Annotated in this window: 19 protein-coding genes; 9 read left to right on the top strand and 10 right to left on the bottom strand. The window is 73.2% G+C overall.

Annotation, left to right across the window (positions count from 1 at the left end):
• Nucleotides 1-28 precede the first annotated feature (28 nt).
• Complete coding sequence (locus ACFYZB_RS25070) at nucleotides 29-253, bottom strand: hypothetical protein (protein WP_388762529.1); 225 nt, start codon at nucleotides 251-253, stop codon at nucleotides 29-31.
• Nucleotides 254-443: 190 nt separating this feature from the next.
• On the opposite strand from ACFYZB_RS25070, the gene ACFYZB_RS25065 reads away from it, so the two are divergent.
• Nucleotides 444-791 (top strand): DoxX family protein, encoded by a 348-nt coding sequence (locus ACFYZB_RS25065; RefSeq protein ID WP_388762527.1) that lies wholly within the window; start codon nucleotides 444-446, stop codon nucleotides 789-791.
• 193 nt (nucleotides 792-984) lie between these two features.
• Here ACFYZB_RS25065 and metG read toward each other — a convergent pair whose 3' ends face one another.
• The 5 genes from metG to ACFYZB_RS25040 form a co-directional block, all read right to left on the bottom strand.
• Nucleotides 985-2,700 carry a methionine--tRNA ligase gene (gene metG / locus ACFYZB_RS25060; RefSeq protein ID WP_388762524.1) on the bottom strand — a complete coding sequence of 572 codons (1,716 nt, stop codon included), beginning with the start codon at nucleotides 2,698-2,700 and terminating at the stop codon, nucleotides 985-987.
• Nucleotides 2,701-2,834: 134 nt separating this feature from the next.
• Nucleotides 2,835-4,253, bottom strand: a complete 1,419-nt coding sequence (locus tag ACFYZB_RS25055; protein WP_388762522.1) for a VWA domain-containing protein — start codon at nucleotides 4,251-4,253, stop codon at nucleotides 2,835-2,837.
• Nucleotides 4,254-4,326: 73 nt separating this feature from the next.
• Entirely contained in the window at nucleotides 4,327-6,270 is a 1,944-nt protein-coding gene (locus ACFYZB_RS25050) for an FUSC family protein (protein ID WP_388762520.1), read from the bottom strand.
• A gap of 119 nt (nucleotides 6,271-6,389) precedes the next feature.
• Complete coding sequence (locus ACFYZB_RS25045) at nucleotides 6,390-7,391, bottom strand: hypothetical protein (protein ID WP_388762518.1); 1,002 nt, start codon at nucleotides 7,389-7,391, stop codon at nucleotides 6,390-6,392.
• Nucleotides 7,392-7,668: 277 nt separating this feature from the next.
• On the bottom strand, nucleotides 7,669-8,148 hold the full coding sequence (locus ACFYZB_RS25040) for a hypothetical protein (RefSeq protein ID WP_388762515.1): 480 nt from the start codon (nucleotides 8,146-8,148) through the stop codon (nucleotides 7,669-7,671).
• A gap of 164 nt (nucleotides 8,149-8,312) precedes the next feature.
• On the opposite strand from ACFYZB_RS25040, the gene ACFYZB_RS25035 reads away from it, so the two are divergent.
• The gene (locus ACFYZB_RS25035) at nucleotides 8,313-9,476 is read left to right on the top strand and encodes a PP2C family protein-serine/threonine phosphatase (protein WP_388762683.1); all 1,164 of its coding nucleotides are present in this window, start codon (nucleotides 8,313-8,315) and stop codon (nucleotides 9,474-9,476) included.
• 83 nt (nucleotides 9,477-9,559) lie between these two features.
• On the top strand, nucleotides 9,560-10,732 hold the full coding sequence (locus ACFYZB_RS25030; RefSeq protein ID WP_388762512.1) for a hypothetical protein: 1,173 nt from the start codon (nucleotides 9,560-9,562) through the stop codon (nucleotides 10,730-10,732).
• Between the two features lie 9 nt (nucleotides 10,733-10,741).
• On the opposite strand, the gene ACFYZB_RS25025 is transcribed toward ACFYZB_RS25030, so the two are convergent.
• Both ACFYZB_RS25025 and ACFYZB_RS25020 read right to left on the bottom strand, forming a co-directional pair.
• Entirely contained in the window at nucleotides 10,742-11,986 is a 1,245-nt protein-coding gene (locus ACFYZB_RS25025; RefSeq protein ID WP_388762509.1) for an amidohydrolase, read from the bottom strand.
• 114 nt (nucleotides 11,987-12,100) lie between these two features.
• A complete protein-coding gene (locus ACFYZB_RS25020) occupies nucleotides 12,101-12,868 on the bottom strand; it encodes a polysaccharide deacetylase family protein (protein ID WP_388762506.1) in 768 nt (255 codons plus the stop codon).
• 22 nt (nucleotides 12,869-12,890) lie between these two features.
• Between ACFYZB_RS25020 and ACFYZB_RS25015 the strand changes: the two genes are divergently transcribed.
• Nucleotides 12,891-13,067, top strand: a complete 177-nt coding sequence (locus tag ACFYZB_RS25015; RefSeq protein WP_388762503.1) for a hypothetical protein — start codon at nucleotides 12,891-12,893, stop codon at nucleotides 13,065-13,067.
• A gap of 136 nt (nucleotides 13,068-13,203) precedes the next feature.
• Nucleotides 13,204-14,547: a tetratricopeptide repeat protein gene (locus ACFYZB_RS25010; protein WP_388762500.1), complete on the top strand. Its 1,344-nt coding sequence runs from the start codon at nucleotides 13,204-13,206 to the stop codon at nucleotides 14,545-14,547.
• 12 nt (nucleotides 14,548-14,559) lie between these two features.
• Here ACFYZB_RS25010 and ACFYZB_RS25005 read toward each other — a convergent pair whose 3' ends face one another.
• Nucleotides 14,560-15,342, bottom strand: coding sequence for a hypothetical protein (locus ACFYZB_RS25005; protein ID WP_388762497.1), 783 nt, complete (start codon nucleotides 15,340-15,342; stop codon nucleotides 14,560-14,562).
• A 409-nt stretch (nucleotides 15,343-15,751) separates the two neighbouring features.
• Here ACFYZB_RS25005 and thrS point away from each other — a divergent pair, with 409 nt between their 5' ends.
• The 3 genes from thrS (at nucleotide 15,752) to ACFYZB_RS24990 (ending at nucleotide 19,936) form a co-directional block, all read left to right on the top strand.
• Nucleotides 15,752-16,987, top strand: a complete 1,236-nt coding sequence (gene thrS / locus ACFYZB_RS25000; RefSeq protein WP_388762495.1) for a threonine--tRNA ligase — start codon at nucleotides 15,752-15,754, stop codon at nucleotides 16,985-16,987.
• A gap of 50 nt (nucleotides 16,988-17,037) precedes the next feature.
• Nucleotides 17,038-18,006, top strand: a complete 969-nt coding sequence (locus tag ACFYZB_RS24995) for a nucleoside hydrolase (RefSeq protein ID WP_388762493.1) — start codon at nucleotides 17,038-17,040, stop codon at nucleotides 18,004-18,006.
• Nucleotides 18,007-18,277: 271 nt separating this feature from the next.
• Complete coding sequence (locus tag ACFYZB_RS24990) at nucleotides 18,278-19,936, top strand: glycoside hydrolase family 13 protein (protein WP_388762491.1); 1,659 nt, start codon at nucleotides 18,278-18,280, stop codon at nucleotides 19,934-19,936.
• On the opposite strand, the gene ACFYZB_RS24985 is transcribed toward ACFYZB_RS24990, so the two are convergent.
• Nucleotides 19,933-20,661 (bottom strand): DUF4142 domain-containing protein, encoded by a 729-nt coding sequence (locus ACFYZB_RS24985; protein WP_388762681.1) that lies wholly within the window; start codon nucleotides 20,659-20,661, stop codon nucleotides 19,933-19,935. The two genes, ACFYZB_RS24990 and ACFYZB_RS24985, sit on opposite strands and share 4 nt — an antisense overlap.
• 243 nt (nucleotides 20,662-20,904) lie before the next feature.
• On the opposite strand from ACFYZB_RS24985, the gene ACFYZB_RS24980 reads away from it, so the two are divergent.
• Nucleotides 20,905-21,591: a DUF6445 family protein gene (locus ACFYZB_RS24980; protein WP_388762489.1), complete on the top strand. Its 687-nt coding sequence runs from the start codon at nucleotides 20,905-20,907 to the stop codon at nucleotides 21,589-21,591.
• Nucleotides 21,592-21,593 lie beyond the last annotated feature (2 nt).

Here is a 21,593-nt window from a genome sequence, read left to right as displayed (position 1 = left end):
TCGTCGTCTTGCGCTCGTCGCGCTTCAGCTATGTCTCGACGGCGAGCAGGAAGTGGTCCCCGTCGGACGGTTCGACGCGCAGGACGGTGTCCACGCGTCTCTCCAGCGGCTGGATCTCCGTCACGTCGGCGCTGAGGACCGCCACCGATGCCTTGGCGGACATCGGGACTCCCAAGAGGTCGAAGACCGGGGTGAGGATCTCCGGCCGGTCCTGGAAGATCCGGTGGGAGGCCTCGTGGGTGGATGTGACCATGTGCGCAACGTATGGGCGTCGGAGGGCCGGTCGGGGCGGTGATGCGGATGCGTTCAGTCTTTCGAGTGGCGCAGAAACGTTCTTCGTTCTCGGAGGTTCTCGGAGATTCTTTCGGGGTGCTGTCACACACTTCCGCGCCGCGGTGTCAGAGAGATGTCCGACTCCGATCGCACCTCCACGGGAGCCCCTCATGCACACCGCCCACATCGTCGTCACCCTGATCGCCGCGCTGATGGCCGGTTTCTCCGGCGCCGTGCTGCTCATGCGGGCCCAGTGGATCGTCAAGGCGCTCACCGACTACTCGGTGCCGCAGTCGTGGTGGACCCTGCTCGGGCTGGCCAAGGCCGCCGGGGCGGTGGGACTGGTCGTCGGACTGTTCGTGCCGGTGATCGGGGTGCTGGCCGGGATCGGGCTGGTGCTCTACTTCCTCGGGGCCGCCGTCACCGTGGCCCGCGCCCGCTGGTACTCCCACATCCCCTTCCCGCTCGTCTACGCCGCACCGGTGGTCGGCGCGCTCGTGCTCGGACACGTCGCCTGAAGAAAACCTCCCGCGCGGCAACTTCCGTGTCCACGGCGGCCACTGAGGAGTCGTAAGGCATGTACGGCACACCCCTGAGGACTCCTCCGTGGCTGCTCTCTCCCACGTGAAGTAACCCGGCACACGCACGGCGGGCCCGGGAAGAGCGTCTCTTCCCGGGCCCGCCCACGCTGTCGGAGCCGTGTCGGAGGCGTCAGCCTTCCTCGCCGCCGAAGCGCTCCTTGTACGTCGCCAGGTCCTCGTCGGTCAGCTTGGCGAACAGGACCGGCGGGACCGTGAAGGGGGTGCCGGCCGGGACCGAGGCGAGGGCCTTGGCCTCTTCGGCGGTGACCCAGGTCGCGGTGTCGTCGGCCAGCGAGAACGCCTCGCGCATCGCCTTCGCCGTGGACGGGATCAGCGGCTCGGAGACCACCGCGTACAGGTGGATCAGGTTCATCGCCGTGCGCAGGGTGAGGGCCGCGGCGTCCTTGTCGGTCTTGATCTGCAGCCAGGGGGCCTTCTCCTCCAGGTAGGAGTTGCCCGCCGACCACAGGGCCCGCAGGGCCGCGGCGGCCTTGCGGAACTGCAAGGCCTCCATGTGCTCCTCGTACTCGCCGAGGAGGCGGGCGATCTCCGTACCGAGGCGCGCCTCCGCCTCACCGGGCTCGCCGCCGGCCGGGACCTCCTCGCCGAAGCGCTTCTTCGAGAAGGACAGCACGCGGTTGACGAAGTTGCCGAGGGTGTCGGCGAGGTCCTTGTTGACCGTGGCGGTGAAGTGCTCCCAGGTGAAGGACGAGTCGTCCGACTCGGGGGCGTTGGCGATGAGGAAGTAGCGCCAGTAGTCGGCCGGGAGGATGTCCAGGGCCTGGTCGGTGAAGACACCGCGCTTCTGGCTGGTGGAGAACTTGCCGCCGTAGTACGTCAGCCAGTTGAAGGCCTTGACGTAGTCGACCTTCTTCCACGGCTCGCGCACGCCCAGCTCGGTGGCCGGGAACATCACCGTGTGGAAGGGGACGTTGTCCTTGGCCATGAACTCGGTGTAGCGCACGGTCTCGTCGGCGTCGTACCACCAGGACTGCCAGTCGCGGTTGTCCGGGTCCTGGTCGGCCCACTCCTTCGTCGCGCCGATGTACTCGATCGGGGCGTCGAACCAGACGTAGAAGACCTTGCCCTCGGCGGCCAGCTCCGGCCAGGTGTCGGCCGGGACCGGGACGCCCCAGTCCAGGTCGCGGGTGATCGCGCGGTCGTGCAGGCCCTCGGTCAGCCACTTGTGGGCGATGGAGGAGGCGAGCTGCGGCCAGTCCCTGTCGTGCCGGGCGACCCACTCGCGGACCTCGTTCTCCAGCTTGGACTGGAGGAGGAAGAGGTGCTTGGTCTCGCGGACCTCGAGGTCGGTCGAGCCGGAGATGGCGGAGCGCGGGTTGATCAGGTCGGTCGGGTCCAGCACGCGGGTGCAGTTCTCGCACTGGTCGCCGCGGGCCTTGTCGTAGCCGCAGTGGGGGCAGGTGCCCTCGACGTAGCGGTCCGGGAGGAAGCGGCCGTCGGCCGGCGAGTACACCTGGCGGATCGCCCGCTCCTCGATGAAGCCGTTCTCGTGCAGCTTGCGGGCGAAGTGCTGGGTGATCTCGCGGTTCTCCGGGGAGGAGCTGCGGCCGAAGTAGTCGAAGGCCAGCTGGAAGCCGTCGTAGACCGCCTTCTGCGCGTCGTGCGCCTGCGCGCAGAACTCGGCGACCGGTAGGCCCTGCTCCTTCGCGGCCAGCTCGGCCGGGGTGCCGTGCTCGTCGGTGGCGCAGATGTACAGGACGTCGTGGCCGCGCTGGCGGAGGTACCGGGAGTACACGTCCGCCGGGAGCATGGACCCCACCATGTTGCCCAGGTGCTTGATCCCGTTGATGTACGGAAGGGCGCTGGTGATGAGGTGTCGAGCCATCGTGGCTGCTCCCAGGTCGCTGCTTTTCTGCGGTTTCGAACCTTGAAATCGTAGCCGACATGGGTGGGCCGCCCGCTTCCCGTTTTGCAGGGTGGGAAGGAGCGGCCTCGGGGACGACGGGTGGTTACCCTCCGTTACGGGCGCCAGGTGGCGAGCACGCCCTCGTAGAGCTCGGCGTCGGTCAGCTCGCGGGGGGTGGGGCCCGCGTGGAAGAAGGACGTGTTCGGGGTCTTCAGCTTGCGGAGGTAGTCGAAGGCCTTGTTGTCGTGCTCCCCGAAGGCGACGAAGGAGAAGAAGACGGCGGGGTGGTTGTCCGCCGCCGTGGTGAGGGCCTGGGTGGCGGGGGTCTTCGCGTCCGGGGCGCCGTCGGTCTGGAAGACGACGAGGGCGGGGGTGGCGGGGGTGGTGTCCTTCTCGTACTGCTCGTAGTGGGCGAGTACGGCCTCTACGGCGGCGTGGTAGCTGGTACGGCCCATGCGGCCGAGGCCGGCGTGCACGTCGTCGATCTTCGTCTCGTGGTCCGGGGTGAGGGTGAGGTCGGTGGTGCCGTCGATCTCCGTGGAGAAGAAGACGGTGTGGACCGTGGCCTCGGGGTCCAGGTGGGCGGCAAGGGCGAGGGTCTGGTCGGCGAGGGCCTGGGCGGAGCCGTCCTTGTAGTACGGCCGCATGCTCGCGGAGCGGTCGAGCACGAGGTAGATCTTGGCGCGGGTGCCGGTGAGGTCGGTCTTCTTCAGGGCGGCTGTGGCGGCCTTGTAGGCGGCGGTGAGGGAGGGGGTGCGGGACCTGACCTTGGCGAGGGTGGTGGCGGGGGTCTTCTTGGACTCGGGTTCCTGCGGAGCTTCGGCGTGGGAGTCCTCGGCTTCGGCGTGGGTTTCCTGCGGGGCTTCGGCTTCGGCGTGGGAGTCCTCTGCTTCGCCTTCGGCCTCCGGGTTCCCACCCGCACCACCCGTGCGGCTTTCGTCGTCGGGTGCGGGTGGCCCCTGTGGGGTGTCCTCGCCGTCGGCGGCCTGCGGGGCGGTGGTCGTCTCGTCGGTCGGTGCGGCGGTCTCCTCCACCGTCACCGGCACCACCTCCACGACCTCCTGCGCCTCAGCCTCCGGCTCCGTGGGCGTCTCGGCCTCAGGCGTCTCCGCGGCCTCGGGCTCGGCCGGCTCTGCGGCCTGGGGCTCGGCCTGCGCCTCAGCCGTGGGCTCGGCCGGCTCTGCGGCCTGGGGCTCGGCCGGCTCCGCGGCCTCGGGCTCGGCCTGTGCCTCAGCTTCCGGGGCGGCCTGCTGCTCGGGCTTGGCCTCGGCCTTCTCCGTGGTCTCCGGGGGCGGCTGTTCCTCCGTCGGCTTGGACGGGTGGGGGACCTTGATGTTGTTGAAGGCCGCTGCCACCAGGTCGTGCTCGTCGGAGGTGGAGTGGCGGGGTTCGGGGACGGTGGGGTCGGCTGCGGGGGGCGTGGGAAGAGGGGTTTCGGGTTGTGCCGGCAGGCGGTCCGCACCCTCCGCCTCGGTGGCGCGCCCCTTGCGGGAGCGGCTGAATGCGTTCCGCAGGAGAGTGAGAATGCCCATGTGTGCAACCCTTCGCGTGAGTTGATCCACGTCGATCCCTGGCCAGGACGGACACGTAAGGTTAGCGAAGCGCTCAGTGGGGGGAAGCGATCGCCCGGGCCGCCGCGACCTCCTGTCGCAGGGGCTCCAGGACGCTGCCCGCGGGGCCGGTGAGATCCGTGCGGACCGGCGTGAGGGTTTCCGCGTCCCGGACGCCCTCCGACAGCTCCCTGAGCTGCAGGACGACCTGGGCGATCTCGGCCTGGGCCGGGGGCGGTGCCCCGTGCCGCACACGGACGCGGGCGGCCGTCGTCGCGTCGACGATACGTTCCACCGCCACGACCAGCGGCCACCACGCGGCGGCGCGTCGGCCGGTCGGCGGGGGTTCGGTCAGGGCCCGCTGGAACTCCGTACGGATCACCGACAGGTCGCGGTAGAGGCGGCGGCGCATGCGGGCCCGGGCGGCGGGGTCCCCGTCGGCGGCGAACGTCGTCTCCACATAGCGCGCCGTGTCCGCCACCGCGTCGGCCAGGCGGTCGCCGACCCTGGTGCGCCAGCTCTCCGGCCAGAGCAGGTAGCCGGCGGTCAGGGCGATCGCGCAGCCGAGGAGCGAGTCCGTCAGGCGGGGCAGGAGCAGGGCCGTTCCCTGGTGGTTCAGGATGTCCGAGAGGAGGAGGATCACCGGGGTGATGGCTGCGGTCTGGTAGCCGTAGCCGCGGGGGGTCAGCACCGGGATCAGCGGGGCCAGGAGCAGCATCGCGAGGACGTCCCACCAGCCCAGCGGGACCTCCGCCAGGACCACCGCCGCGATCACCAGCCCCGCGACCGTGCCCAGGGCGCGCAGCAGGGCGCGGGAGAAGACCGAGCCGAAGTCGGGCTTCAGGACGAAGGTGATCGTCAGGGCCACCCAGTAGGAGCGGGGGACGGGGATGAGCGAGACCAGGGCCTGCGCGATGCCGATGCAGACCGCCAGGCGCAGGCCGTAGCGCCAGGAGTTGGCGGAGAGTACGACGTTGCGGGCCGCTCGAGCCGTACGGATGCCCAGCGCCGCCGGGCGGCCCAGGCGGTCGTCGATGCCGCGGGGATCCACGTCGGGGGCCGTCACCACCTCGGCGGTGTGGCGCAGGGCGTGGTCCACCGCTCGGGCCGTCTCCGTCGTCGGCACGGGGAGGTCCAGGGCCACCGGGTCCGCGCGGCCCGTTTCGACCGCACGGGCCAGGTGGTGGACCGCCTCCGGGATCCGGTCCGGCAGGGGGCGGCGCGCCAGGTGGGCCGCGGGGGCCGCCTCCACCACCGGGGTGATGGCGTTCAACTGGGCCAGCAGTCGGGTGAGTTCGCGGCTGCGGCCGTGGTGGCGGGCGCGCCGGGCCAGGATCAGGTCGTAGGACTGGTTGAGGGACTGGGTGACCGAGTGGCGGGCCTCGTCGTAGGCCTCGGTCCGGTCCGTGCCGGAGACGGCGAGGAGGGCGGCGACCGTGCGGTACGTGGCCGCCACCGCCGCGCGTTCGGGCACGCCCGAGCGCAACGGCCAGGCCAGCAGGGCGAGGAGGAGGACCAGGAGGCCGCCGCCGGTCATCAGGGCGGGGGCCAGCCACCAGGGGCGCGGCAGGGGGAGGCCCGCGCCCACCACGCAGTTCAGCAGCAGGAGCAGACCCGAGACCGAGGCCACCGCGCCGATCGTCGAGATCATGCCGGAGAGCAGGGCGATGCCGGTCACCGTGGCCACCGCGTACCAGCCGTGGCCGTACACCAGCGCGCCCAGCGTCACACCGACCGCGCCGAAGAGCTGCGGGACGGCGATGTTGAGGATGCGCATGCGGTAGGCGTCGGCGGTGTCGCCGATGACGCCGGACAGGGCGCCCATGGAGGCGAGGGCGCCGTACGCCGGGTAGCCGGTGGCGAGGCCGACCGCCAGGGGGAGGGCCATCGCGACGGCGGCACGGGCGGCGGCGGCCTTGTTGACGGGGGCCTGCTGGGGGCGGAGGTTCCGGACCAGCCAGTCGGGAGGGGTGAGGCCGATGGGGAACTCGCGCGCCATGCGGCCATTATCACCGGTTCGTTCCGGCCGGCCCGAGGCCAGCGGCGGTGGAGGGGTTCGGGCTGAGCGGAAGGGGGCGTGTCGTTGAAGGGTGCGGCACGGACGGCCCGCGGCCCCGCTCAACCCGCGCCGTCATCCACAGGCTGGGGACGGACGACGGCGGTGGTAGCCCGGATGCGCGTCGGACGTGGGCCCGGGTCGGGGTCCGGGCCGGGGCCGGCACCGGGCGGGGCGGCGGGGCGGATCGGGCGCAGGCGGTGGGTCAGCCATGCGGTCAGCGCCACCGTGAGGCCCAGGCCGAGCAGCAGCCAGGCCGCCGTGCGCAGGGTGCCGGTGAGGGCGTCGTAGACCGCGCGGGCCGCCGGGTGGGGGACGTCGGCGGGGAGGCCGGCGAGGGTCAGGCCGCGGCCGACCGTCACCGCGAGGGCGAGCAGTGCGCCGCCCAGGGCCGTGCCCAGCGCGGTCGCGGCGACGGCGCGGCGGCGGTGGACGGCGAGGGCGATCCCGGTGGCGGCGAAGGCGACGGCCGCCACCGGCAGCCAGAAACGGGCGAGTTCGAGCACGTGGAAACCCTTCCGGAAGGAGGCCAGTTGGCCGGCCGGGAGCACGGAGACCGCGGTGTGCTCCACCGGGATGCGCGCGGCGAGCGGCACATGGTCCCGGGCCAGCTGACGCTTGACCTGGTCGGCGACGGGGGCGAAGTCGACCGTGACCGGCCGCCCGGCCGCACCGTCGTCCCCCTTCTCGCGCAGGGCGCGCAGGACCGCGTCGTGGGTGACCCGGTTGCCGGTGTCCCAGGCCAGCCGGAAGGCCTCGGTCTGGGTGAAGGAGCGGACCACGTCGCGCACGAACGGGCGGACGGATCCTCCCGCGAAGGGGGTGCCCCCAGCCGGGCGGACGTGCAGATGCTGGTCCACCGCGCGCAGGATGCCGTCACCGACCGTGTCCGCGACGGCCTCCCGCACGTTCGGGTCGGCGGCCAGCGGTGCCATCGTGGTGACGTACCGGCCCGTGTCGAGAAGGCCGTACGCCGCCCAGGCCGCCAGCGCGCCGAACGGCACGAGCAGGCAGGTCAGGGCGAGCAGTACGGCCGACAGGGCGCTCCTGAGACGTGGGGGCACGCTTCCAGGCAACGGCCTGCGGGGCGCGGACGCGAGCGGGGCGGGTGCATTCGGGCGAAGGCCCGCGCCCGTTGGCGGAACTGGGGCACTCCTGGGCGGAACCGGGGACCGCGACCTCCGGTGGAGGGTTCACCCGAACGGGTGTTTCCTGGTGTTGGGGGAGGAGGGCCGGGGTGAGGGAAGTGGGGAACACGGGGGAGGCGTGGGCCCCGGCCCGCCCGGGACCCACGCCCACGCCTGCCCCTGCTTCCGCTCTCCGGCCCGGTTCCGACGCGGGTCAGCGGACCCGGTGCCCGAAGGCGTCCTCGCGCGTGTAATAGCGGTAGAAGAACGCGCCGAAGGTGCACCCCGCGATGAGCAGCGACATCATCACGGCCCGCCAGACCGAGTGCGGTGTCTGGATGTACAGGAAGCCGAACGCGATGCCGGCGAACGCCGACCACAGCAGCGCGTGCAGCTCCCGCGGCATCCGCGGCGCCAGCCTCAGCAGGGCGATGGACACCACCGCGAACACCAGCGCGCTGAGCCAGCCGAGCAGCAGGTTCCCGCCGGTGATGGGGCCGCCCTGGCGGGCGTCGGCCGCGACCCAGTAGCCGTAGATCAGGCCCAGTACGACCGGGACGGCGAAGTGGGCGACGCGGTGGGTGCGCGCGTCGAAGACGTCGGGCGGACGGGCCCGCCCACCGGCGGTCCGTGTTCCGATCTCCCTGCCACCGGGGCGGGCCATGCCGCCGGGCGCGGGTGCCGCTTGAGCCATGAGAGCACTCCTCTCGCTCCTCGCCCCCGCCTTCCAGAGCACACCTGCGGGCAGGGCCCGGCAAGTCGGCCAGGAGGGTGACGGGTGCCCGGATGCGGCGGGTTCTCTCCCGTGTTTCGCTGGGAGACGCCGAGAGACCTGGAGGGCTGCCCGCCGTGACGGACATGGAGTACGGCCGGCGGCGCCAGCTGCTGCGCGCGCGGGGCCGGAACGTCGCCTGGGTACCGCCCCTGCTGCTGCTCGTCGGCATCGTGCTGCTGGACCTCAACACGACCGAACGGTTCCGCATCATCACCTGGATCGTGCTGGTCCCCGGCACGGCCGCCGCGATCTGCGGGGTGTGGACGACGGCCGTCTTCGCCGTGCTGGCGGTGGTGACGTACGTCGTCGTCGACAGCGCCTGGCCGGGCCAGTACCAGGCCGGACTCGGCGACTTCGTGCTGGTCGCCCTCGGCGGCACGCTGGCCGTGGTGGCCTGCGCCGCGCGCCTGCGCAAGGAGCGGCAGACCCTGCACATCCAGGACATCGCCGAGACCACCCGTCGTACCGTGCTGCGCCCGCTGCCGCCGCGCTGGGCCGGGCTCGAGCACGCCGGGGTGTATCTGGCCGCCGACGTCGAGGCCCGGGTCGGCGGCGACTTCTACGACATCCAGCCCGGCCTGCACGGCACCCGCCTGTTCGTCGGCGATGTGCAGGGCAAGGGGCTCGGGGCGGTGGAGACCGCCGCCGCGCTGCTCGGCACCTTCCGCGAGGCCGGCTACCACGAGAAGGACCTCGCCACCGTCGCCGACCGCCTGGAGACCCGGATGCTGCGGCACCGCCGGCACACCACCGCCCTCGGCCGCGACGACGGCGACCGGTTCGCCACCGCCGTGCTGATCGGCTTCCCCGAGGACTCCCCCGAGACCATCGAGGTCGTCAACTTCGGCCACGAGGCCCCGCTCGCCGTCGGCCCGCGCGGAGTCCGCGAGCTGCCCAGCGGCGACGGGCTGCCGCTCGGCTTCGGCGAGCTCGGGGGCGGCCTGCCGCCCGTGCACCGGGTGCCGTTCGCCGCCGACGAGACGCTGCTGCTGGTCACCGACGGGGTGACCGAGGCCCGCGACCGGCGGGGCGGCTTCTATCCGCTGGCCGACGAGCTCGGGCCCGCGGTCGCCGCCGGGGCGGGCCCCGCCGACCCCTGGCTGCTGGTCCGGACGATCCGCGACGGCGTCCTGCGGCACTGCGACGGCCGACTGGTCGACGACACCACGGTGTTCGCCGTGCGGCGGATGCCGCAGGCGGCGGGCGAAGACGACCAAGACGACGAAGGGGGACGTTTGCGGTTCTGACCCCTTCCTGTGCCGTCCTGAGGCGCGCGTTTGCAGCCGCAGCGGTTACGGTGCTGGCTGGAGAGGCTAGAGGGGGAGGACCTGTGCCCGGAACCGTGCTGCTGCTCGCGGCCTCGCCGCTGGGCCGGGGGCGCCTGGTGGACGCGGCCGGTGTGCTGCCGGTGCTGGCGGCCGTCGCCCCCGCCGTGCTGTCCGGCACCGACACCGCGAACGTCGTCGAACTCGCCGACCCGCTGGAGCCGCAGGCCGTACTGACCCGGCTGCGCGCCGCCGCGGCCGCGCCGGGGCCGCTGACCCTGTACATCGCCGGCCAGCTGCAGCTGGACCGGCGGCAGCGGCTGCCGCATCTGGCGCTGGCGCGCACCACCGCGGCGACGGTCCGCTACACCGCGCTGCCCTGGCACTGGGTGCGCGAGGAACTGCGGTTGCGCTCCGCCGCGGACACGGCGCTGGTCCTGGACCTGCACGGGGATGCGGAGGCGTGGCAGTACGTCGCCGAGCGCGGGCTGGACTGCGGTGCGAACGCCGCCGTCTACGGTCGTGTCGCGCCGGGGGCCGGGCGGCGGGGGGTGGCCGAGCCGGCGTACATGAAGGCCGTGGCCACGTTGTTGAGGAGCGGGCACAGGCCGCCGCTCGCGCAGTTGCACGAGCAGGCGATGACTCGGATCGCGGAGGCGAGTGCGGGCCGGGACCTGGTGCTGGCCATTGCCGGGGGCTCCGCCCCCAGACCCCCGTTCCCCACCGACCAGCCTCTTTCGCAGCCCGTCCGGCAGGCCCTGCCCGGCCTCGGACAGCAGCCCTCCGCCGGCAGGCGGGACTCCGTGCTCGTCGGCCAGGACCCCCACGCCGCCATCAGCGCCGCGGTGCAGGACGGGCGGCACGGGGAGGCCGATGCGCTGGCCGCTCAGCAGGAGCAGCTTGCCGTGGGTGCCCAGGGGCCGGCCTCCGACGCGGCCCTGCACTGGGCCGAAGTACGGGCGGACCTCGCGATGTTCGCGGGGGACGCGGTGCGCAGCTGCCGGGCCTGGCTCGCGGTGGCCGGGGTACGGCTGGCTGCGGGGCAGGCCGCGGACTCACCGGCCGTCGAGGCGGCCGTGGACCGGGCGCACCACCAGTGGGGCCGGATCACGGACGCGGCGCAGGCCCGCGAACTCGGCTCCGCGCTCGCGGAGTTGCGGCTGCGGGTGCCGGGCCGCCAGCGGGGCGCGCTGGAGAACGTCCAGCGGCAGCTGCGCCAGCTCCAGGCGGCCCCGTAGGCGTTCGGGTCACGCCGCCGGCAACAGCGCGAGGGCCCCGGAGACGAGCGTGCGGACGCCGGGGGCGATCACCGACAGGTCCGGCGCGAAGTGCGGGCTGTGGTTGCTCGGCACGGCCGCGAACTTCTCCGGGAAGGTGTCGCCGGGGGCGTTGTCCCACACCTCGGCCGGGGTGGTCGTCACGAACCAGTACGAGTACGGGATGGCGCCGTCGAGGGCCAGCATGGGGAAGTCCTCGCTGCCCATCGCCGGGCCCGGGTCGAACACCGTGCCCGCGCCGAAGACCTCGCCGTGCACGGCGGCCACCGTGGCGTCGGTGGGCGCGTCGTTCACGGTCACCGGGAAGGTGTTGCCGATGGTGATGCCGGGTTCCCGCGGGCAGCCGGCGGCCAGGCACTCGCCGAGCGCGATGCGCCGGATCGCGGCCAGCATCCGCTGCCGTACCTCCTCGGACTGGGTGCGCAGGTTCAGCGCGACGCGGGCCTCGGACGGGATGATGTTGTGCCGGGTGCCGGCCTCGATCCGGCCGACGGTGAGGACGGCGGACTCACCGGCGGCGACCTCCCGGGAGACGACCGTCTGCAGGCGGGTGACCAGGTAGGCGGCGGTCACCACGGGGTCCACGGTCGCCTCCGGACGCGAACCGTGCCCGCCCCGGCCGTGCACCACGATGTCCACGTCGGTCGCGGCGGACATGATCAGCCCCGGGGAGTGCGGGTACAGGCCCGCCGGGCCGGGCGCGGCATGCTGCCCGAGCAGCACGTCCGGCCGGCCGTAGCGGTCGTACAGCCCGTCCGCGACCATCCGGGCCGCGCCCTGGCCGCTCTCCTCGGCGGGCTGGCCCACCACCAGCAGGGTGCCCCGCCAGGTATCCCGCCCGGCGGCCAGTGCCCCGGCGGCGCCGGTCAGCCAGGTGACGTGCAGATCGTGCCCGCACGCGTGCATGACCCCGTCGGCCTGCGAGGCGTACGCCAGCCCGGTGGCCTCCTGGACCGGCAGCGCGTCCATGTCGGCCCGCAGCAGCACGGTCGGCCCGTCGCCGTTGGCCAGCCGGCCCACGACCCCGGTACCGCCGACGCCCTGGGCGGTCTCGAACCCGGCCCGCTCCAGCCGCTCGGCGAGCTTCCCGGCAGTGCGGTGCTCGCGCAGGGACAGTTCGGGGTTGCGGTGCAGGTCGCGGTAGAGGTCCTCCAGGTCCGGCACCGGGAGGTCGGAGGTCAGGTCCAGGGCGGTGCGGGCGGCGGCAGAGGTCATGGCGGGAGCGTAGGCCTCCGGTGGTTTCGCCGGCACCCCCACCTGTGCGGAGCCTGGTCGTTGCTCCTGGCTGCACGGCTGAACCCACGTGGCCGTCCGTGGCCTGGGCGCCGCTCACCTGTAGATCGCGCCCGGCCGGGGCTTCGCCGGGGCGAGGAGCTGGGTGACCGTGACGAAGGTGTAGCCGCGGTCCTGGAGGGCGAAGATGATGCGGGGGACCGCGGGAATCGTTCCGTTGTACCCGCGGTTCGTGGGGTCCACCAGGTCGTGCAGCAGGATGATCCCGCCGGGACGGGTCTGGTCCAGGATCCGGGCGGTGATCAGCGCGGAGTCGGTCGTCCGGTAGTCGGACGCGCCGGCGCTCCACAGGACCTGCGCCGTGCCGAGCTTCCGGCAGATGGCGGTGACGGCCGGATCGGTGCGGCCCTGCGGTGGGCGCAGCAGGACCGGTCGGCGGCCGATGACCTTCGCCACGGCGTCGCGGCCCTGGACGATCTCCTTGCGCACGTCGGCCGGGCTGATGCGGGTGAGGATCCGGTGGGACCAGGTGAGGGTCTCCAGTTCGTGGCCTTCGGCGGCCATCCTCCTGACCGTCCCCGGATATCTCACGACGTGGTGCTCGCCCAGGGTGAAGAACGTGGCGTGCACGCGGTAGCGGTGCAGGATGTCCAGGAGCTGCGGGGTGCGCGCGCTCGGTGAGTCGTCGAAGGTGAGAGCCACGCACTTCGCCTTACGGCAGTCCACGGAACCGCCAGGAGGCCGCGCTGCGGCCCGTGCGGGCGCCCAGACGGACAGGGAGAGTGCCAGCACTGCCGCGGTCAACAGCGCGATGACGTCGTCCCACCGGGGCCGGGGAGCCCCTCGATGGGATGAGGGGGGCATATGAGGAGCTTAGGGCGGATGCGTGCCTCGGGCATCCCGGGGCGATCCGGGCTACCTGGACATGCTGATCGCCTGCTGTGCCCGTGCGCCCGGTCCGGGCTCCGCCGCCCGGGCCGGGCCCGCGTTCGCCGCGAGGATCAGGGCTGTCGCCGCGATCACCGCGGCGGCGACGGCCCTGCGTGCGGTGGTGTTTCCGTAGGGTGCGGATGTACGTCCGGGCACGGCGACCTCGCAACACAACAGCGACCTGTTAAGCAGACTTAATCCGCCGTTTAACCTAGGGGCTGGACGGGCCGAACGGCAAGGGGCACCAAGGGAGTTGGGGGACCTAGGTCATGCGGGAACGGGACGACCCTGCGGTCATAGGGCGGCGCGTGCAGCAGCTGCGCACCCGACGTGGCCTCACCCAGCGGCAGTTGGCGGAGCCCGCCTACACGCCCGCCTACATCTCCACGGTGGAGGCGGGCCGGGTACGGGCCTCCGACGAGGCGCTGCGGCACATCGCCGGCCGGCTCGGCGTGGCCTTCGAGGAGCTGGCCGTCGGCCGCCCCGCCCACCTCGCCACCGAACTGCGCCTGCGCCTCACCGAGGCCCAGCGGGTCCTCGCCGACGGCAGGGCCGAGGAGGCGGCCGGCCAGTACGCGGCGCTGCTCGCGGAGGCGGAGATCCACGGGCTGCGCGCCGAGCAGGCCACCGCGCTGCTCGGCCTCGGCGAATGCGCGCTGGAGACGGGCGAGCTGGAGCGGGCCCGGGAGTCCTTCGAGCGCGCCGAGGCGCACCTCGCGGACGAGTCGCTCCCGGTGCGCGTACCGGCCGTCCGGGGCCGCGCCGTCGCCCACTACCTCGCCGGTGAACTCCGGTACGCCGTCTACCTCCTGGAGTCCACCCTCGACGAGCTGAACCGGGGCGGACTGCACGACCCCGACGCCCTGCTGCTGCTCTACGCCAGCGTGATCGGCCCGTACATGGACATGGGCGCGCACGCCCGCGCCGCCCAGGCCGCCGAGTTCGCCCTCGCGCTCGCGCCGCAGGCCGGCGACCCCGCGCTGATCGCCCGGATGCACCGCTCGGTGGCCCGCACCCTGATCGCCGAGGGCCGGGTCGCCGAGGCAGACGCCTCCCTCGCCAAGGCGGCCGAGCTGTACCGCCGGCTGAGCCTGCGCACCGAGCTGGCCAACTGCCACTGGATGCGCGGTTACGTCTGCGCCCAGAACGGCGAACTGGAGCGCGCCGAGCACGAGTTGCGCCAGGCGTACACGATGCTCTCGGAGAGCCGGGCCGCCCTGTACCGCAGCCAGGCCGCCGTGGAACTGGCCGACGTGCTGCACCGCCGGGGCAGGCCGGAGGAGTCCGCCGTACTCCTGGAGGGCGTCCTCGGCGACTTCTCCTCCGAGCGCGGCGCGGTCCACGCCGCCGCGGCCCATCGCCTGCTCGGCATCATCGCCGAGGACGCCCGGGACACCGAGGCCGCCGAGGAGCACTACGTACGCGCGCTCAGCCTGCTGGAACGCGCGGGCGCCGCCGGAGACCTGGCCGACCTGTGCCGCCTCCTCGGCGACCTGCTGCGCCGCGCGGGCCGTGTCGAGGCCGCCCTGGACGCCTACCGCACCGGCCTCGGCCACCGCACGACCCCGGGCACGACGACCCTGGGCCCGGCACCGGCCCAGCCACCGCTGTGACGGGCGTGCGGCTCAGACCTGCGCCCTTCCCTGTCTGCGGATGTCCGCCAGGCGCAGGGCGCCGATCTGGACGGCGGCCTGGGTCGCGTCGTTGGGTACGTCGCCCAGGCCGCCGTTGGTGAGGGCGAACGCGTCCGGGCCGACCCGGACGGCGGCCACGTCCAGCGTGAGCAGGGCGTGCCGGCCGTCGCGGTCGGTGGCGGCGACGGTGACCCGCAGGCCCTGCCGCGCGTCCCCGACCTGCGGCAGCGGGGCGTCGCCGACCTGGACGTCCTCCGTGATGTCGGTCTGCGTGGTGGCCGTGAACCGCGCGCAGTCGGCCGGCATCGTCTTCAGCCAGGCGAGCGCCGCGTTCACATCGGCGGGGCGGCGGGCGGCGATCTGGTAGCGCAGCTGGGCGCCGTTGTCGGCGTCGTCCAGGCCGACGGCGACGCGGGCGGGGCCGCCGAGGAGTTCGTCGGTGTACAGGGCGTCCAGCAGCCGCTGGCACGCACCGGCCGAGGTGGTGGCCTTCAGCAACTGGTCCCGCCAGGTGGCCGCCCCGCCCGTCGCCGTCCAGGGGGCGCCGAGGTCGTTCTCGTTGAGGAGTGCGGCCTGGGCCTGTTCGTCGGTGAGGGTGGAGCCGTCGGCCCGCGGGGACGCCTTCGACGTCGGTGACGGCTTGTCGATCGTCGGGAGGGGCGGGGTCGCGGTGTCCGGCTGCCTCAGACCGAGGGCCGCGCAGCCGCCCATGGCGAGGAGCCCGGCCACGGTGAGCCAGAGCCGGAGGCCGCGGGGGCGTATCGCGTCGGTCATGAGGGTGCCTCCTGGGCTGAGGGTGCCTCCTGGGCTGCGGGCCGGTGGGGGCTGGTCGGGGTCGGCTGAGGAAGTGCCTGATCTCACGGCACCACCGCCCCGACCGGCCCACCAGCGCTCCGGTCCGTCCGGGTGAGTGGTCCGCAGGGTCCGGGTGAGCGGCCGGCCGGATCCGGGTGAACGGCCCGCCGGGCCCGGGTCGGCGGCCCGCGGAAATCGCCTCGACCCGGTGCTTCGGCGGTTGCTATGGTCGGCCCATGCAGCGCGCCCACCAGTGCCCGAAGAGCACGACGACGCCGGAGACCGTCCCGGCGCGCTGACACCTGACCAGCATCGAAGCCCCGGGGCGAACGCCCCGGGGCTTGCGCGTGCCGTGGGCGTTCGCCTCCCGCAGCGGAGGAGACCCGCCATGAACGACTCGTTGCCCGACCACCGCCGCCTCGGCCGCGAGCTCGGCCTGTTCGACACCGACCCGCTGATGGGCGCGGGCCTGCCGTACTGGCTGCCGGACGGCGCGGTCGTACGGCACACCCTGGAGGAGTACATCCGCGAGGCCGAACGCCGGGCCGGGTACCGGCACGTGTACTCGCCCGCGCTCGGCAAACGGGAGCTGTACGAGATCTCCGGCCACTGGGACCACTACGGCGACGACATGTACCCGCCCATGAAACCCGGCGGCGAGGACTCCGAGGAGGTCGTGCTGCGGCCCAGCCTGTGCCCCCACCACGCCCTGATCTACCGCTCCCGCTCCCACAGCTACCGTGAGCTGCCGCTGCGCATCGCCGAGTTGGGCGGCATGTACCGTGCCGAGCTCTCCGGCGTCCTCGGCGGCCTGACCCGCGTCCGCGCCATCCAGCTCAACGACGCCCACATCTTCTGCACCCTGGATCAGGCCGTGGAGGAGGCCCGCGCCGCGCTGGAGCTGATCGCCCGCGCCTACGCCGACCTCGGCATCGAGGCCGTGCGGCACCGGCTGTCGCTGCCCGGTGCGGGCGGGAAGTACGTCGCCGATCCGGAGCTGTGGCGCCGGGCCACCGAACTGCTGCGGGAGGTCCTGGACACCTCCGGCGTGGCCTACGAGGAGGCGGAGGGCGAGGCCGCCTTCTACGGCCCGAAGATCGACGTGCAGATCGCCGACCCGGCCGGCCGCGAGTCCACCCTGTCCACCGTGCAGATCGACTTCCACCAGCCGGCCCGCTTCGACCTGCACTACATCGGCGCGGACGGCGCCCGGCACCGCCCGGTCATGGTGCACCGCAGCATCATCGGCAGCGTCGAGCGGGCCGTCGCCCACCTGATCGAGGCGCACGCCGGTGCCTTCCCGGCCTGGCTGGCGCCCGTCCAGCTGGTGGTGCTGCCGGTCGCCGAGGAGCAGGAGGAGCGGGCGGCGGCGGTCGTCCGGCAGGCCCTGGAGCTGGGCCTGCGGGCGGAACTGGCCGGTCCCGCCGAGGGCACCCTCGGCGCCCGCATCCGCGCCGCCCGCCTGGTGCCGTACCAGGCGGTGATCGGCGCCCGTGAGGCGGAGGCGGGCCTGGCCGCCGTACGGCTGCGGGACGGCCGTAGGCCGGGCGAACTGCCGGTGCCCGCGCTGCTGTCCCGTATCGCCGCACGGGTGGCCGCACGCGGCACCGCCCTGTGGGAGTGACCGTGCTGCTCTGCACTGATCTAAGGTCGGCCTGACGGAAGGAGTCCGCCGTGACCGGTCAGCCCATCCCCGTGATCATCGACTGCGACACCGGGGTCGACGACGCCCTCGCCCTGCTGCTCGCCGTGCGCCACCCGGGCCTCGATCTGCGGGCGGTGACCTGCGTGGCCGGGAACACCGACGTCGACGGCGTGGTCCGCAACACCCTGACCGTGCTGGAGCAGGCGGGCGCCCCGGACATCCCGGTGGGCCGGGGCGCCGAACGCCCGCTGCTCGAACCGGCCCGGTCGGCGCAGCACGTGCACGGCTCCGACGGCATGGGCGACCTGGGCCTGCCCGCACCGAAGCGCACGGCGTCCGAGCTGGACGCCGTATCGCTCCTGCGCCGGGAGATCCTGGCCTCCCCCCGCCCGGTCACCCTGATCCCCACCGCGCCCCTGACCAACATCGCCCTGCTGCTGCGCACCCACCCGGAGGTGACCCGCAACATCGAGCGGATCGTCTTCATGGGCGGCGCGGTGGCCGTCGGGAACGCCACGCCGGTCGCCGAGTTCAACGTCTGGCACGACCCGGAGGCGGCGGCGATCCTGCTCACGGCCGGGGTGCCCCTCACCATGTACGGCCTCGACGTCTTCATGCAGGTGGTCGTGGACGCCCCGGACGTCCACCGGCTGCGGCGGAGCCGCGACCCAGGCACCCGCCTGGCCGGCGAACTCCTCGCCCACCGGCCGGCCGCACAGGGCGAGGCCCCGGAGGCGGAGGAGGCGGGCGGCCTCGGCGACGCGGGCGCGGTGTGCGCGGTCGCCGACCCGGCCGGCCTCACCACCCGACTGCTGCCGGTCGAGGTCGTCCTGGCTCCCGGCCCGGCCCGGGGCCAGACCGTCGTCGACCGCCGGCCCCGCCCCGGCGAGTCCGAGATCCACGAGGGCAGACGCCAACAGGCCCTGGTGGACGTGGCGTTGGCGGTCGACGTGGACCGCTACGTGAAGCTGTACCTGGAGACGGTGGAGCGGCCCTAGGCCCTGTCGTCACATTCCCGCCTGCCTCGCGACGCCATGCACGCACTCTCGCCGCACCGGCCCCAGACCCAAGTACGTCCAGTACGAGGGTCAGGGCCCGGCATGCCGAGAGCACGCACCTGACGCCGCGCGGCCCGCCCTCCGGGCGGACGACGGGAATGTGACGACAGGACCTGGCGTGCCGGGGTCCGGCGCACCGGCTGAAGGTTCCTTTTCCGGGCAATGTGGACAGATTCCCTGTGTCGTCGTCCACCCCCCGAAGGGATCCCGTATGGCTGACCGCTCCCCGGACCTCTCCTCCAGGAACCCCGACTGGTGGCGCCAGGCCGTCATCTACCAGGTCTACCCCCGCAGCTTCGCCGACGCCGACGGCGACGGACTCGGGGATCTGCGCGGCATCACCCAGCGCCTGGACCACCTCGCGGGTCTCGGCGTCGACGCCCTGTGGCTGAGCCCCTTCTACCCCTCCGAACTGGCCGACGGCGGCTACGACGTCGCCGACCACCGGGACGTCGACCCCCGCCTCGGCACCCTGGACGACTTCGACGCCCTGGTCGGCGAGGCGCACCGGCTCGGGCTGAAGGTCCTCGTCGACATCGTCCCGAACCACACCTCGCACCAGCACCCCTGGTTCCAGGAGGCCCTGCGCTCCGCCCCCGGCTCCCGGGCCCGCGAGCGCTACGTCTTCCGCCCCGGCCGGGGAGCGCACGGCGAACTCCCGCCCACCGACTGGCAGTCCGTGTTCGGCGGCAGCGCCTGGAAGCGGACCCCGGACGGCGAGTGGTACCTGCACCTCTTCGCCCCCGAACAGCCCGACCTCAACTGGGACGACGAGGACGTCCGCGCCGACTTCCGCACCACCCTGCGCTTCTGGTCCGACCGGGGCGTCGACGGCTTCCGCGTCGACGTCGCCCACGGCCTCGCCAAGGACCTGGCCGAGCCCCTGCGGGACATCGGGAACATCGGCGCCACCGGCGAGGAGGCCCTGCCGCTCGTCGCGCCGGGCAGCCACCCGTACTGGGACCGCGACGAGGTCCACGAGATCTACCGGGACTGGCGCAAGGTCTTCGACGCCTACCGCCCGCCGCGCACCGCCGTCGCCGAGGCCTGGGTCCCGGGCCCCCGCCGCGCGCTGTACGCCCGCCCCGACGAACTCGGACAGGCCTTCAACTTCGAGTACCTGGAGGCCCGTTGGGACGCCGACGAGCTCCGCCGGGTCATCACCGACGAGCTGGCCACCGCCCGGGCCGCCGGCGCCACCGCCACCTGGGTGCTGTCCAACCACGACGTCGTACGCCACGCCTCGCGCCTGATGCTCCCGCCGGGCACCGACCCGGGGGCCTGGCTGCTCTCCGGCGGCCGGGCCCCCGCGATCGACCCCGGGACGGGTCTCGGCCGGGCCCGCGCCGCGACCCTCCTCATGCTGGCGCTGCCCGGGTCCTCGTACCTCTACCAGGGCGAGGAACTCGGACTGCCCGAGGTCGCCGACCTGCCCACCGAGGTGCTCCAGGACCCGATCTGGGAGCAGACCGGCCATGTCCGCAAGGGCCGCGACGGCTGCCGGGTGCCGCTGCCGTGGACGACGACCGGGCCCAGTTACGGCTTCGGGCCGGGCGCCGCCTGGCTGCCGCAGCCCCCGTCCTTCGCGTCGTACGCCGTCGAGGCCCAGACGGGGGCGGACGGCTCGACCCTGGAGCTGTACCGCACGGCCCTGCGGCTGCGCCGCAAGCTGCTGGAGGGCGAGACGCTGACCTGGACACCGGACGCCCCCGCCGGTGTCCTGGACTTCCGCCGCGCGGAGGCCTGGCGCTGCGTGACCAACCTCGGCGGGGTGGCCGCGCCGCTGCCGCCGGGGGAGGTGCTGTTGGCCAGTACGCCGCTGTCCGACAGCCGGACTCTGCCTCCGGACACGACCGTCTGGCTCGCCTAGCCCGCCGTCGGGCTCGGCCCCGGACTCGCGTTCGTGCCGCCGCCCCCGCCGGTCAGCCCGCTGAGGTCGACGGGTGTCGACGTGGGGTTCGGCGGCGGGGTGAGCACCACCTCCGGCTGACCGGCGGCCGGGGGTGGCGGGGTCAGGTCGGAGTCGGGCAGCTTGGGCGGGGTCGTCTGCTGGAAGATGGTCTGGTCGAAGTCGACCAGACCGGTCTTCTCCATCACCGTCATATGGTCCAGCACGGTGTCGTTGGCCTGGTCGGCGAGGGCACGCACCAGGGAGTTCTTGGTGGTGGAGCGGATCTTCGAGATGGTGTTGAAGATCGCTCCGTGCGTCATCCGCAGGATGTTGGCGAAGTCGCTGTCGAACTTCCTGCCGCTGTCGGCCTTCAACTGGCTGACGAAGCCCTGCTGCTGGGGGCTCGGCAGGTTGGGCAGCGTGATGTTCAGCATCGGCGCGATCTTGCGGCAGGTGGTGTCCAGGGCCGCGTGCCCGTCGACCAGGTGCTTGCTGGCCGTGATCACCGACGGTGTGGTGCCCTTCTGCAGGCCCATCTGCCCCACCGGGTACTCCCACAGGCCGGCGGCGCGCACCTTCACCACGAAGTCCCGGTCCTGCTCGGTGAGCGGCCCCCACTGGGTGTTGGCGATGACGCGGTCCTGCGCGGTGGTGACCTTGGTCAGACCGAGCATGCTCGGGTAGGCGAGTGCCGCGAGGGTCATGGCCATCGCACCACCCACGAAGAGCGTTCCCGTCGCGTTCCGCGAAAAGCGCACCGTGCCTCCTGCCCGGTCGTGGATCCCGCCCACGACGTCGGCGCAGGGCGGTTCGGACGCACAGCAGTACGCACGCGGGGGCCGTTCGTATCGGTGCGGCGGGCAAAGATTTGTATCTGTGCAGCGGGTAAAGAGGAGTTGACCCTTCCTGGGGAGAAGCGAGACGAAACGCTGGCATAGATTCGCCGCATGCCCCCACAGCCCACCCCGAGAATGCCCGCGGCGCTGCCCGTCCTGCCCTACCGCAAGCCCACCAGGGGCCGCGACTACTGGGTCTTCGACGACGTCCTGCCCGAGGTGGACGCCGTACGGGAGCGGTGCCTGGCCAAGGACGACTGGGTCGAGGGCTACCCGTACACCTCCGAGACCTGGCCCGGTCTGCGTGCCATGCCCGGCCTGGAACCCGCCGAACTCGCCGTGATCGAGGGCCTGGTGAAGAAGGCCACGGGGGCGAAGGAGCTCTGGGTGCAACAGGCGCCCGGCGGCGGCACGTTGAACCACAACTGCGTGCAGGTGGTCGGCGCGGGCGAGAGCGAGCCCCGCCCGCACACCGACTCCCGCGCGCTGTGCCGGTACGCCGCCGTGCTGTACCTGAACCCCGGTGTCCCCAAGAACTGCGGCACCGCCTTCTACCGCCAGTCACTGCCCGGCGGCCGGCTCGGCGGCAACATCGTCCAGGCCCCGCACAACAACCTCGTCGAGGCCCTCGGCACGCGGTTCGTCCCCGCCGACCATTTCGAGGAGGACGTCCGGGTCCCCCACAAGTACAACCGCCTCCTCCTCTACAACGCCAACCTCGTCCACAGCGCGACGGACTACTGCGGCAGCACGCTGGAGGAGAAGCGCATGACGGCGGTGTTCTTCTGGATGGCGTGAGG

This window comes from Streptomyces sp. NPDC001852 (assembly GCF_042891825.1).
Taxonomy (GTDB): Bacteria; Actinomycetota; Actinomycetes; order Streptomycetales; family Streptomycetaceae; genus Streptomyces.
The sequence above is the reverse complement of the archived record's forward strand: the minus strand, read 5'-3'. Positions and strand labels throughout refer to the sequence as shown.